The 12857-nt window shown below is 41.2% G+C and carries 12 protein-coding genes; 5 read left to right on the top strand and 7 right to left on the bottom strand.

Annotated elements, in window-relative coordinates; translation table 11 throughout:
* Position 1 precedes the first annotated feature (1 nt).
* The 4 genes from IPP77_00860 to IPP77_00845 form a co-directional block, all read right to left on the bottom strand.
* Positions 2-811, bottom strand: coding sequence for a DUF2249 domain-containing protein (locus tag IPP77_00860; protein MBL0308287.1), 810 nt, complete (start codon positions 809-811; stop codon positions 2-4).
* Positions 811-1194, bottom strand: a complete 384-nt coding sequence (locus IPP77_00855; protein MBL0308286.1) for a hypothetical protein — start codon at positions 1192-1194, stop codon at positions 811-813. Before IPP77_00855 ends, IPP77_00860 begins: the two co-directional genes overlap by 1 nt.
* 181 nt (positions 1195-1375) lie before the next feature.
* Positions 1376-2332, bottom strand: coding sequence for an iron-sulfur cluster repair di-iron protein (gene ric / locus IPP77_00850; GenBank protein MBL0308285.1), 957 nt, complete (start codon positions 2330-2332; stop codon positions 1376-1378).
* 232 nt (positions 2333-2564) lie between these two features.
* Positions 2565-4247, bottom strand: coding sequence for an NAD(P)/FAD-dependent oxidoreductase (locus tag IPP77_00845; GenBank protein ID MBL0308284.1), 1683 nt, complete (start codon positions 4245-4247; stop codon positions 2565-2567).
* 273 nt (positions 4248-4520) lie between these two features.
* On the opposite strand from IPP77_00845, the gene IPP77_00840 reads away from it, so the two are divergent.
* Positions 4521-4679, top strand: coding sequence for a hypothetical protein (locus tag IPP77_00840; protein ID MBL0308283.1), 159 nt, complete (start codon positions 4521-4523; stop codon positions 4677-4679).
* Positions 4680-4766: 87 nt separating this feature from the next.
* Here IPP77_00840 and IPP77_00835 read toward each other — a convergent pair whose 3' ends face one another.
* Positions 4767-5129, bottom strand: a complete 363-nt coding sequence (locus IPP77_00835; protein ID MBL0308282.1) for a fibronectin type III domain-containing protein — start codon at positions 5127-5129, stop codon at positions 4767-4769.
* Positions 5130-5135: 6 nt separating this feature from the next.
* Entirely contained in the window at positions 5136-5531 is a 396-nt protein-coding gene (locus IPP77_00830) for a hypothetical protein (GenBank protein MBL0308281.1), read from the bottom strand.
* Between the two features lie 943 nt (positions 5532-6474).
* Between IPP77_00830 and IPP77_00825 the strand changes: the two genes are divergently transcribed.
* Genes IPP77_00825 through IPP77_00815 form a run of 3 tightly spaced genes read left to right on the top strand, consistent with a single transcriptional unit; the run spans position 6475 to position 9560 of the window.
* A complete protein-coding gene (locus IPP77_00825) occupies positions 6475-6822 on the top strand; it encodes a LysR family transcriptional regulator (protein ID MBL0308280.1) in 348 nt (115 codons plus the stop codon).
* A gap of 55 nt (positions 6823-6877) precedes the next feature.
* Positions 6878-8896 (top strand): TonB-dependent receptor, encoded by a 2019-nt coding sequence (locus tag IPP77_00820; GenBank protein MBL0308279.1) that lies wholly within the window; start codon positions 6878-6880, stop codon positions 8894-8896.
* 55 nt (positions 8897-8951) lie between these two features.
* Positions 8952-9560, top strand: a complete 609-nt coding sequence (locus IPP77_00815) for a molybdopterin-dependent oxidoreductase (protein MBL0308278.1) — start codon at positions 8952-8954, stop codon at positions 9558-9560.
* Between the two features lie 17 nt (positions 9561-9577).
* Here the strand turns inward: IPP77_00815 and IPP77_00810 are convergent, their stop codons facing one another.
* Complete coding sequence (locus tag IPP77_00810; protein ID MBL0308277.1) at positions 9578-10891, bottom strand: cation:proton antiporter; 1314 nt, start codon at positions 10889-10891, stop codon at positions 9578-9580.
* A gap of 500 nt (positions 10892-11391) precedes the next feature.
* Between IPP77_00810 and IPP77_00805 the strand changes: the two genes are divergently transcribed.
* On the top strand, positions 11392-12753 hold the full coding sequence (locus IPP77_00805; GenBank protein MBL0308276.1) for a radical SAM protein: 1362 nt from the start codon (positions 11392-11394) through the stop codon (positions 12751-12753).
* Positions 12754-12857 lie beyond the last annotated feature (104 nt).

Raw genomic sequence — 12857 nt, 5'->3', positions numbered from 1 at the left:
TTTAGAGCTTAAAAATCAGTAAATGCACTTGCGAATCGCTGATCTCTTTGATGCGATAGTCAAATGCTTTTTCTTTTAATTCGGGCAAAAGGAAGAGTGGTATTCGCTTGTGGTAAACAAACAAAGCAGTATCGGAGGGTAGGTTTTCTAACTCTTCCAGAATGGTCATCATCGGTAAGGGCATTTCTAATTCGCGCACATCCACCGTCCGCATCTTGTCTTTATACTTCAACAAAACGGCGTCCCAATCGGTAGCGTCTTTGATGTCGGGTTCAATTATCGGCGCAGTCGTTTCGGTAGTTTTGTAGAAATAGGTTTCTACTAAATCTTCACTTTTGAAATCAGTATAAGATTCAAATCCTTTTTTGCTCAAAAGCGGAATCAGCTGAACCGGCTCAAAGGTGTTGATGAGTTTTAGTATTTGACCCGCCTGCAAGGTTTTAACCTTGTCCATGATAATTGTAAAGGGATCATTGCCTTGTGCAAGCGCCGGACGCACATCTAACTCTACTATATCTTCCGACTTTGCCTTCTCTAAAAAATCAGGGCGTTTGCTTTCAACTGTATTTTCCATTGGTGCCAATTTATCTATTGTGAATCCGAGAGGGGCTAGTTTATTGTAAAAGTCATCAGCAGTACACCCGGCTATTTTGCAGGCCATAGAAATAGAAGCTCTGGCGGCCATTATCTTGCGCAAAATAGGATTGCGCAGCTTTTCAAACTTTGGCGAAATACTGATGATGGCTTCTAAGGCATCAGGGTTTTGTTTGATTATTGCAGCAATCTTCGTATTGGCATTGAGGGGCTTCATTACTCAAAATATTGAGGATAAAGATTGATTTGATATCGCTCGCTACCAAATATTTTATTTGCCTCCTCTACCGTTTGACTACCCAATAGATTTTTATTCATTTCGAGCAAAGGCTCGAGCCAGTGGTGCAGGGCTTCGTGATCTTCGCCCTGCATCTGACATTCGCTAATCATCTTGTTGAGTGATTCCTGTATCCCGTTTCCGGTATGGTGATATTCTTCCACTGTGGTAGGAGCTGCTGCGTTGATAACATCCATTAAGGCCACTACGTTTGTATTGGTACTAGCATCCGCTTTCCACTTTGCTCCATTGTTTAAAGTAAGAGCGGCAGCGCTTTCGTGCATGATGCGAATCGTGCTCCACAGTTTCAGTACCAGTAGCATTCTCGCTTTTATGATTCGATTGACAAGAGGCTAAAAAGCCCGAAGTAGCTATCAACACCATCGCCCAGATATAAACAGTCACCTTCTTTTTTTGAAACTTCTTACATATACTCATAACACCATCTTTAGGTTTACGGATAGGATGATTAAAATTTATTAGCAAACAATCGTTTGCTACCAATTATACAAACTGCTTTTCTAATTCCAGCGCCTTAGGGAAAAGAATGTTGTTTTCGAGATGAATGTGGATATGCAAATCTTCTTCAAACTCCTCAAGCATACGGAAAAGCAAACTGTAACTAGCGCAGGCATCTTCCGGTAAGGTATAATTATCACTAAGTGTTCTGATTTCTGCCATGTAATTGCCGACCAACTCATGTTCCGATTCCATCATTCTGATAGGACTATCTACAGAGCCAATACCCGATGTGGTCAGTGGTTGGTTCGTTTCTATGGCTTTAACCATCTGCTTGATAAGAGGAAATAATACCTGCTCTTCTTTCATCATGTGCCCTGAAAATTCCTCGTAAATATCTTCTACCAATTTATTAATCGGCAATAGTTCAGGGTGACGACCTCCATGTACCCGGGCTACTTTATCAGCATAGCCGCGAATGTCGGGCAAATTCTTTTTTACGTAGCTGTGGTGAGTGTTCACAATATAATCAGCCAAGAAATCGGGCGCCCAATCGTTATACGGTAAAGGGCGAGAGGCAACTACCTGATCAGCCTGCTGAAGTTCTTGTTCAATTTTAGCAACGTCTAATCCTTTTTCAATACAAACCTGCTTCACAGTTTTTTTACCTCCACAGCAAAAATCAATACCGTACTTTTTAAACACCTGTGCCTTGCGCAAATCTTTAGCCGCGATTTCGCCTAATGTTTCCGATCCTTCACCGGTGATGCGTTTCGTAATATTTATTCTGAACCAGACAGGACCCTGTTCTAAATATTCCCAAGTAAAAATATCACCCCGCTGACCCAACAACTGATAATACAGCGGCTTGGGATCGTGGTCGTTGTGGATAGTTAGAGTCTCGCCCTCGCTCAGCTCATCAAAGCGAGCAAAGATGGTAGGGTGTTTTTCGCGGGGTTCCAATAAGGTAACATTAAGGATGTTTTGTTCTATAGTTTCCATTGTTTTTTTGATTTGATTATGATGCAAAAATAGAATTATTTTAATTACAAGCAAAAAAGCACTGCAATACTTTTATTGCTTCTGTTCAATGACAATTCTACTCCCCGAACTGCAAGAAGGAATCAAGAGAAAATCGTAATCGTTTATAGTTAAATGTGCTTGATCTGATTATAAATGACAAGTGGTCAGGCGACTAAAATTCACCTGACCACTCACGTTTCATAATTAGATTTTATGCGGTTTGTTCCTTTCCGTAAAACCAGATGTTATCAATATCGCGGACGATTTGTTCGTCACGCGGAATGTTGAGATCTTCGTTGTGCGTAGGCACCGGATTATCTAGATCCATGGTGTAAGGGTTTACGGCCATATCGAGCGAAGTACCTTTAGCAAAGTGGCTAACCCTGCGAAAAATTTCAGCCGCTACTTTTTCAAGTATTTCCATGTTGTGGGTAGCGCGCTCAACTAATTTATCGCCGTACTGTGTCCCTACGTTCGTTTGAAAATCGAGCAAGTAACTGAGGTCGAGCGGGTCAATAAATTTACGTTCAAAAATCTGGTTGTTGTCGTATTTACCCCAGGCAACAAACAAGTTTTGCATTTGCTCGTGAATCTTTTTGAATTTTGAACCGAGTCCCTTGGGGTTGGAAAATAATAGTTTGAGTACAGATAAATCGGTAAGAGCATTGTTGGTGTATAGCAAAGTAGGAATGCTCCAATAAACCGCCCAGTCCCACAAAATCTTTGCCGTCATTATTTGCGAACTGCCCATGAGTTGGTATTTGTTGTGGTAAATAGGCACCCAAGCATCAAACAGACCGAGGTGGGTTTGCTCGTATATTTCGGCACGGAAACTTACGTTTTCACCACTTAATTCGCGCAGAATAAGATCGCCCAACCACATATTGTTAATGGAAATAAGATCGCAGCCCGGAGAGTAAAACGGATCGAGAAATACACCTGCTTCGCCGGTCACACCCCAGCGCATACTTCCATCGTATAGACGGCTGCTGTGATGGGCAAAGTGTTTTGAAATTTTAAAGTCCAATTTGTTTCCGCTCATAGGCTCCAATTTATTGTAAAGCAGCGGTTCGTTTTCTTTGAGAAATTCCATCGCCTTCGCATAGGTATCGAACTTTTCAAACGGATGAAACGCCGGGTCAGCAACAATGCCTATGCTTGTATTCTTAGTGCCTAGCGGAATTATCCAAATCCAGTAACCGGTGTCTAAAAAGTGGTTCGTACTTAAATGGCGCAGTTTCACTTCTGGATAATTTTTCCAAGCTTCGCTTTCGCTCCAACTGCCCACATCTACTACTCCTTTTAAACGCCACCATACAGAATTGATAGGATGGTCTAAGGGTTTGGCAAATTTGAGTTTGCGTTTCAAGAAACTATGACGACTGGTGGCATCCACTACCCAACGGGCACCGGCCTGCATAGGAACACCTTGGTGTGTGTATGAAACTACACTGCAATCCTTATCAAACTCAACATCTTTCACATCCGCATCCAACAAAAATTCGGTGCCGTATTCCACTTGCACCAAACCAACGAGATAGTTTTCTAAAGTGCCGCGATCTAGCTGGTGGCTTGGGGAATAAAGCCATTTGCGTGGACCAAGTTCGATACGCGATTCAATAACATCTTTGGTTCTTGACTTAAAGAAAAAGCGCTGTCCATATTTGGGCAACTGGTGTTCAACGAGGTAATCTTTAAGTCCAAGCACCTCGCGAAAGTAGTGGCTGGCAAGCTCGCTGATAGATTCGCCAATTTTAAAAGCGGAATCAGGTGCCATCTCCTTTCTTTTCTCGAGCACCAGAATACTCATGTCAGGGTTTTTTCTTTTTAACTGAATAGAAAGGGTAAGCCCTGAAATGCCCCCACCCAGAATCACTACATCATAATTTTTCATGTGCTAATTATTGGTTTGATTTATAAATATTGTTTCACTCTGCCTTAATACCTTTTGTATTAGTCGTTTAGATATGACTGTCAATTCTTCGGTTATCCTTGTAAAATTCATAGACCAGTGCCGAATCTTTCTCCATTTGTCTGTATAGACCAAATACAAAATTTAGGTGCGCAAAATAAACGCGATGATGACTGTTATAAATGATTTTGCTTAGACCAGAAATTATCTTTTGATAGTAAGCAGCAACTATTTTAATGTCTGCAAATTGGGTGAATGATGAAAACCATATTGAGCGAACAACCCAGATTATATGCGGCTGCCCGACTATGGACGGACGGTATCATTGATCCGTTTGATACCCGAAAGGTAATTTCTATGGATATTGAATCCGCCAACCATGCACCGATCACCAAACAATTCAGCGTGGGGTGATTCAAACTTGGGTTCAACGGATTGGAATAAACAAAAAAGGCGCTCCTGCTCATAACAGGAAGCGCCTTATAAAGCTGAATGAACAGCTTATTGGTTCAATATCCAGATAGCCACCGGTGCGGTGTACCCGTCATGTCCTGCGCGGCTAAGCGTGGCCACACGAAAGAAATAACGCTCTCCGGGATTCAGGCCGCTGACAGAAGCAGAAGTCTTTTCTGCCTCTTTATAGCCGGGCCATACCGGATTTTCCAGATCCTGAGTCCACTGAATAAGGTAGCCCGAGTTCTTCGGCACCTTCTCCCACTTCAGATTAAGCTTGCCGAGCGTTTTCGTGTTTGAAATCACGAGACCGGTTGGCGAAGGAAGGAAACCGATACTGGTGGCCGGATCGTTCACCTCCATACCACTACTGGCAGCGATCGCTATATCTCCCGCAGCCGTGAAGTCCACATAGCTCTACAATCTCCTCATCAACACCACCAACTCCTGTCTACGCAAATCGCGGATGGATTTGCCGCCCGGTGTGGTGCGCATGTTATTCTGCGCCAACTCCAGTGCATCCGCAGCTGTGGTTATATCTGCCAGCGTTGGGAGGGGCGAAGGGAAGTTAGGATTGCCATTCATGCAACCGATCACGTCTCGGCTGGTATATAACTGCTTCGCTACCGACTTGGCATCGAAACCCAGCTTTACCATGAAACAGATGACCGGGCCACGAGGATCAAGCGCCCCGAGTTCGAGTTCCAAAAGTTCTGCCTCAATGGCCTCCTTGCTTTGATTTACAGAAGTTAAGCTCTTCCCAATCTTGCGCTCTATGCGCTTCGTCTCTTTTTTAAATTCTTTTTTAGACATTGTAATTTGTTTAAAAATTGGTTAAATAATAAATAAAATATTGAAGGATTTCTCTCTTTCGGCCACCGGTTCTTCCTTCTTTTTAGAACCGGTTGCGTACCGAAGATGTCATAGTAAATGAACCGGTTAGAAAAAGGTTACACGAAATACGAAAAATATTTTCAGAACCGGTACCGGTTGGCAAACTTTCGCTGGTTTGTATTATATGTATAACCGGAACAGGTACGAGCCGGATGGAGTGAAAAAATATCCTACCCTGTAGTTCATACAAGAAAAAAAGGAGCTACTTTTCTTAGAAAAGGAGCTACATCACAAAGAAAAGTATCTACTATTCGAAAAAAAGGAGCTACTTTTCTAAGAAAAGGACATACTTTACAAAGTAAAGGAGCTACTTCTGCAAGAAAAGGAGGTACTCTACAAAGAAAAGGAGCCACTTCACGAAGAAAAGTATCTACCATAGAAAGAAAAGGAGCTACCCCACGAAGAAAAGTATCTGCCTTAGAAAGAAAAGGAACTACTTCAAAATGAAAAGTAGCTCATGCAGAAAGAATATGAGGCTTGTTTTCGATTAGGTTTCCTTCCTAACCTTTGGGATGAGGTAAAGTTGATGGTGAAGTTTGGATGATTATTCCCTAGAAGGTCATTATTCACTGAACATTGTGCAAGGCCGGGAATGTTTGTTGTAGGGGTTCAAAATATTGAACCACTACGGAAACTCTAAATTGTGTTGGTGGTGCTCTCGCCGCAGATATTCCTCTTCCGAACTCTGCGCAAATGAAAGTGCAAACTAAATAGCGTAGAGCCCTTTCTACGCTTATATCTATTGAGAAAAGAGCCTGTGTCGGAAGAAAAGTGTCATTTGTTATAATCCTGCTTGACTAACCTCATTGACTATCCTGATGCGCCAGACTAATCTTGCGCTGTGCTTCAAAATACATATCGAGTGCCAAAGCCAAAGAAATACACCATCAGAGTCCGGTTTTGGGTAGATGAAACAAGCGGTCCCTTTTTGGGGATTGGCCGAGTGCTTTTGTTAGAGCAAATTAAGATTACCGGCTCTATCACCGGTGCGGCAAAAGAGTTGAAGATGTCGTACCGTCAGGCATGGCAATTGGTTTCTGATATGAATAAATGCTCCGACAAGCCATTGGTAGAAAAACAACTTGGCGGAAGTGCCGGGGGCGGAGCTTTTCTTACCCCTGCGGGTGAAGTAGCTATTAAACAATTTTACAAAATAGATAAACAGCTAAAAGCATTTGCTGAAAAACTAAATGCACAAACTAAACTCTAACTTTTTTTTAACCACCGATATGCTATTAAAAACACATCGTCTAAACCAAATAACAATGAACATAAAAACACTACTCGCAGCAATGCTAATACCCATCATCGGATTTTCGCAACAAGATTTCGCCACAACCGTAAAGACCGACTCGCTTAAGAAGTCTAAAGTATTTCAATTAGGAGAGGTATTGGTAACTACAGAAAAAGACGGAGCAGTGCAAAACAGAATCAGCAGTGCAACTATGGAGTCGCTAAACAAGACAGATGTAGCTCAGGCATTAAACATGCTGGGGGGCATTAGCACCACCGTATCAGGGGCAAGGAACGAATCAATGGTAAGCGTGCGCGGCTTCGATTTACGTCAGGTGCCTGTTTTTATGGATGGCATACCGGTTTACGTCCCCTATGATGGCTACGTGGATCTGGCTCGTTTTACCACTTTCGATCTCGCGGCTATTGATGTAGCCAAGGGATTTTCATCGGTGCTATATGGCGCTAACTCTTTAGGCGGAGCCATCAATCTTATTTCACGCAAGCCTGTGGATAAATTTGAGATAGACGGGTCCTTAGGTATGATCAATATAAATGGCTATCGAGGAGCCTTGAATGCGGGTTCAAATTTTGGTAAATTTTTTATTCAAGGCGGCTACTCTTATTTACACCGTGACTCTTATATTATGTCGTCAAATTTTGTGCCTACTGCGCGCGAAAACGGGAAAACCAGAGATAATTCCTACCGTACTGACCAAAAAGTAAATGTCAAAATAGGCTACACCCCCAATCAAAACCACGAGTATGTAATTGGATATATAAACCAGATGGGAAAAAAAGGTGTTCCGGTATATTGTGGTACCGATTCGCTCAATTCGTTGTTAGCCAAACCGCGCTACTGGCAGTGGCCTGCTTGGAATAAGGAAACTGTTTACTTTCTTTCAAGAACGAATTTCGGTGATGGCAAACATGCCATAAAAACAAAGTTTTATTACGATGCATTTAAAAATAGGCTGAACAGTTTTGATGATTCTACCTACACAACTCAATCTAAACCTTATGCGTTTAGCAGTTTTTACAACGATTATACACTGGGAGGCAACATTGAATACGGCACTACCATCCTTCCCAAAAATGAGTTGAAAATTGCTGTAAATTATAAACAGGACATACATCGCGAAAACAACCTGAACGAAAAGGTGCGGCACTATAGCGACGGAACCTTCATTGTCGGCATTGAAGATATTTACCACCCGATAAAACAATTGGCAATTATGCCCGGCTTTAGTTTTAGCATGCGTAAGAACATGAAAGCCGAAAATTACAATTCAAGCGAAGATTCAGTATATAATTTTCAAACAGCCGCAGTAAGCTATGCTTATAACGGGCAGTTGGGCATCTTCTACTCCCCTAAGGATAACCATAAATTAGGATTGACCTACGCACACAAAACACGATTTGCCACTATCAAGGATCGCTACTCATATCGCATGGGCACTGCACTTCCTAATCCAACCCTCAAACCCGAATCATCCGAAAATGTAGAACTTTCGTACACCGGAAGATTTTTCAATAAAGTTACTTTCCAACCAGCCTTCTTTTTCAGTTACCTCACCGATGTGATGATAAACGTTAGCAACGTGCAGCCTGGCAAAGCGCAAATGCAAAATGCAGGCAAAGCATATTTCACCGGTGTAGAAGCACAATTGAATTACGACGTGTACAAAAAGATTTTGCAGATAGGGGCAAACTATACATACCTCTACCGGCATAATATTTCCAATCCAAAACTATATTTCACTGATATACCAGCCCACAAGGTCTTTGCCTTTATACAGTATGAGCCTGTTGAACAAGTCAAAATTATAACAAGTGTAGAATATAACAGCGCACGATACAGTACTAGCTATGGTACACAAAGCCGTGGTTTTGCTCTTGTCAACTTAGCTGTTTCATCAAAAATATGGAAATACATAGGCTTAGATGCTGGTGTGAATAATATGCTCGACAAGAACTATTCCCTCACTGAAGGTTACCCGGAAGAAGGGAGGAATTTCTATGTAACGCTAAGGGTATTTGCTCACAAATAAATTGAACTAAAACAAATTTCTGTTCCATCATTAACCATTATACAAAAATAAAAACATGAAAAATCTAACTATCCTGATTGCTTTATTAACTGTAGTAATTACTTTCAATAGTTGCAACGATTCTAACACCGGGGAATCAAACAGCGGTGATAAAACAAGTACTTCCAAACCCAAAGGAAGTTCCGATGCCTGTATGTCTGTGTCTCCAGGGGACAGTATTAAATACATCAGTAAAAACGTAGAAGTCAAGGGCGAGGTGATAACACCGCTGAACCTGACGGTTGATTCGCTGAAACAAATGAAGGTGGTCAACATTGACAGCTTTACCGTAGTTTGCCAAAGTGGAGCAACTATGAAACAAGATAAAAGTTGCAAAGGAGTTCTGCTAAAAGATATTTTAGAGAAGGCTGTTATCAAACAGAGTGGGCATAAAGACCGCAACTTTTACATTGTAGCAAGAGCTACCGATAATTACAAAGCTACTTTTTCATGGGCAGAGATATTCAACAACCCCACAGGCCAAAACACTTACATCATTTTTGAAGAAAACGGCCAACCCATTGGTACCCAAGGCGACATGATTTTGATTTGTAAGAACGATATCAAAACCGGACCGCGCCATGTATATTGGTTAAAGAGCATTGAGGTAAACCGCGTTGATTAGGTTTATCCCAAACAGTTCTAATCAGGTTGTTTCAGCACCTTTGCCATCGTTAACCAAAAGAGCGGCGTGGCGGCAAGGGTGCTAACCACCGCCACCAGTACTATAATGGCAAATGTATTGGGTGTAATAATGTTATAGGCCAACCCAATGTTGGCTACAATAAGGTCCATTAAACCGCGAGCATAAATCAGGGAGCCAATACCCGATGATTCGCGCCACGAAAAACCCTGCGCTCGCATGGTGAGCAACCCCGGTACATATTTACCCACAAAGGCAAGCAGCATGATTACAACAAATGGCATTGCCACCTCTAAATTGACAATGTGAGTAAGGTCGGTATTTAGACCAGAGAAAGTAAAGAACATGGGCAGAAAAAATATCATCACTATATCGCGAAGTTTCCCCTGCAGTTCTCTTTGAAATAGAGCGTTACGGGGCATAACCAGTCCACTGAAAAAACCACCGAATACACAATACAAACCAAGTTTATCGGTAATTACAGCACACACCAACACTATCACTAGAACAATAGCAAAGTGATTTCCAGTCATCCGGTTGGCGCGCACGACTGATCTTTCCAAATATTTCAGCAAAGGCTTTAGTACTAGGAAGCAAGCGGCAATAAAAACAAAGGCACCTCCGAAAGTGATAAACCCGCCGGTTAAGCCTTCTCCTTTCAAAGTAGCCAATACAAACGCCAACATTATCCAACTGGCAACATCCTGTATGCTGGCAGAAACCAAGGATATAATTCCCAATTTGGTGTTAATGAGATTGTTCTCCTGCAAAATACGTGCAAGCATAGGAAAGGCCGTAATTGAAATAGCGGTGCCCATGAAAATCATAAATCCAAATCGGTTCACCACTGCTAAATTGCACAGGTCGCTGTTATAATAATACCATCCGGCAGCAGCACCCAGCACAAAAGGAGTAACCGTAGCAGTAATAGATAGCCACCCGCCTTGCTTCAGCGACTTCTTATCGAAATACTTGTAATCAATTTCGGAGCCTACTAAGAACATATAAAAGCTCAGCCCAATATTGCTGAACATAAAGATGACTGATATAATATCTATATCGCGAGGAGCTGGCATGCCGTTGATATCTGCCATTTTTATTCCCACGGAATATGTCGGATGAAAAACAGCAGCAAAAAGCCCGGGGGTTATATTCCCAAACAGAGTAGGTCCAAGTAAAACACCAGCAATCATCTCGCCCACTACGGCTGGCTGCTTTATGTATTTCATTAAAGAACCTACAGCATGACACACTATCAATATAAGAATGATAGCTATTGATGCGTGTATAAAGAGTTCAAGATTTTTCTCCATGCTGTGTTATGCTTTTAATCTTAAACAGCAGCAAATCTCCCCACCACTCAACCAGTGATATGTCTCGTAAATCATGATATTATATCCCCCTTAAAAAGGTTATTCCTGTATCCGGTCTCGAACCTCAGTCTATCAGACGGGTTAAGGGTACAAAACTGCCGAAATATCAAAAGCAAAAGGATTATTTTCAATTTGCGCAAAACTGCATGGCTTCTTTAATACAACCGCTGATAAAGGTCATGCAATGATTTATTTTGTAAAAACAAAAACGATTTGAACCCATTTCGTGTTCATCCCTATTTCATAAGCATACCTCAAGCGATGAACACTTCATCACAAATGGGGTTGTAAACATCGAAAAGTACTAAATGACATTCTCTAAATTGATGTAAATCAAGTTCGAAATTACACCTAACCCATACGCAACTCCTACTTTCGCTTTTTATTAAAACCCCAATCGTATTGGAATATTATTTGGCTTCATTAAATCTGATATAAGGATGGCTGATCAACAAAATATTTTATTGATATCGCTAAATCAATTTGACAAGCCCTATCCTGTTTACCCAATAGGATTGTCCTACCTCTCAACTTATCTTAAAGAAAGATTATCCCAATACACCATTGAGATGTTTGATATTTATTTGGATGATTTTGAAAGACTGGAATTAGCAATTAGTGAACTTCAGCCAAAATACATTGGAATCTCATTGAGAAATGTGGATGATTCAAACTCTCTAAACAATGGAAGTTTTATTAATAGTTATGGTAAAATAATTTCAAAGATTCGGACATTGAGCGACGCCACGATAGTCATAGGAGGCGCCGGCTTTTCCATTTTTCCCGAAAAACTGTTCACCATGCTTCAACCCGATTTCGGCATTTGTGGCGAAGGGGAAAAAAGTCTTTATGAGCTGATTAATTGCTTAGATGCAGGATCAGATTATCAACACATTGAGGGCTTGATTTACGACAACCATAAACAGATAGTAAAGAATAAAAGAGGGAACTATTGTCAGGATTTAACCTTGAGCTTTAATGATAGACTAACTGACTTTTACTGGCAAAACAGTGGTATGTTGAGTGTGCAAACGCAAAGAGGCTGTCCCTATCAGTGTATTTATTGTTCCTATCCGGTTATTGAAGGAAAGAAAATAAGAACACTCAACACCGATAAGATTTTAGACTCGCTCAGCTATTTGTATTACACCAAGGGAGTTGACTATATTTTCTTTACTGATTCAGTATTCAATATCGAGAACGAATACAACCTAGAGTTGGCTGAAAAGATTATTCAAAGTGGAATAAAAATCAGGTGGGGTGCTTATTTTACTTTCAAAAATTTAGAAGAAAAGTTACTTATAAAACTGAAACAATCGGGCTTAACTCATTTAGAATTTGGGACAGAATCTTTATCAGACAGAGTATTAAAGAAATATGGCAAAAGCTTCTCGGTAAGCGAAGTGCTTGAGAAGAGCGAAATGTGTACTCGACTTGGAATTAACTTTATTCATTTTATCATCCTTGCCGGATACGGAGAAACCGATGAAACTGTAAACGAAACTTTTGAGAATTCAAAGCGAATAGGTACTACCGCCTTCTTCCCTTTTGTGGGTATGCGCATTTACCCGGGAACTAAACTTCATGATCTGGCAATTGAGGATGGAACCATAAGTAAAGACGATGACTTAATAGAACCGCGTTACTATATTTCAAAGGATGTAGAAACGTCCACATTAAAACAAAGAGCAAAAGCAACCGGTAAAAATTGGATTTTCCCAGATAAAGATTTTTCAGAGAGCATGAAGAAATTCAGGACCAAGAACAAAAAAGGACCGCTGTGGGAATATTCGTTAGGGTGAAAACCTTAACCGGTCGGTCTTTCTGGTTTTGGAGGAAGAATATCAGCGTTGAATAGCCCCCTCATGATCGCCGTATAATTTGTCTACTTTAGCCAGCTAAAATC

The sequence above is a fragment of the Bacteroidota bacterium genome (genome assembly GCA_016722375.1).
In the GTDB taxonomy this organism is placed as follows: Bacteria; Bacteroidota; Bacteroidia; order Chitinophagales; family LD1; genus Bog-950.
Note: the sequence above shows the minus strand (reverse complement) of the source record. Positions and strands in the feature narration are given on the sequence as shown.

Bases quoted from the DNA above. Each gene is read 5' to 3' on its own strand.
- IPP77_00860 (MBL0308287.1), bottom strand. From the start codon at position 811: ATGAAGCCCCTCAATGCCAATACGAAGATTGCTGCAATAATCAAACAA.
- IPP77_00805 (MBL0308276.1), top strand. From the start codon at position 11,392: ATGGCTGATCAACAAAATATTTTATTGATATCGCTAAATCAATTTGAC.
- IPP77_00830 (MBL0308281.1), bottom strand. From the start codon at position 5,531: ATGTCTAAAAAAGAATTTAAAAAAGAGACGAAGCGCATAGAGCGCAAG.
- IPP77_00815 (MBL0308278.1), top strand. From the start codon at position 8,952: ATGAAAAATCTAACTATCCTGATTGCTTTATTAACTGTAGTAATTACT.
- IPP77_00820 (MBL0308279.1), top strand. From the start codon at position 6,878: ATGAACATAAAAACACTACTCGCAGCAATGCTAATACCCATCATCGGA.
- IPP77_00810 (MBL0308277.1), bottom strand. From the start codon at position 10,891: ATGGAGAAAAATCTTGAACTCTTTATACACGCATCAATAGCTATCATT.
- IPP77_00845 (MBL0308284.1), bottom strand. From the start codon at position 4,247: ATGAAAAATTATGATGTAGTGATTCTGGGTGGGGGCATTTCAGGGCTT.
- ric (MBL0308285.1), bottom strand. From the start codon at position 2,332: ATGGAAACTATAGAACAAAACATCCTTAATGTTACCTTATTGGAACCC.
- IPP77_00855 (MBL0308286.1), bottom strand. From the start codon at position 1,194: ATGCTACTGGTACTGAAACTGTGGAGCACGATTCGCATCATGCACGAA.
- IPP77_00840 (MBL0308283.1), top strand. From the start codon at position 4,521: ATGATGAAAACCATATTGAGCGAACAACCCAGATTATATGCGGCTGCC.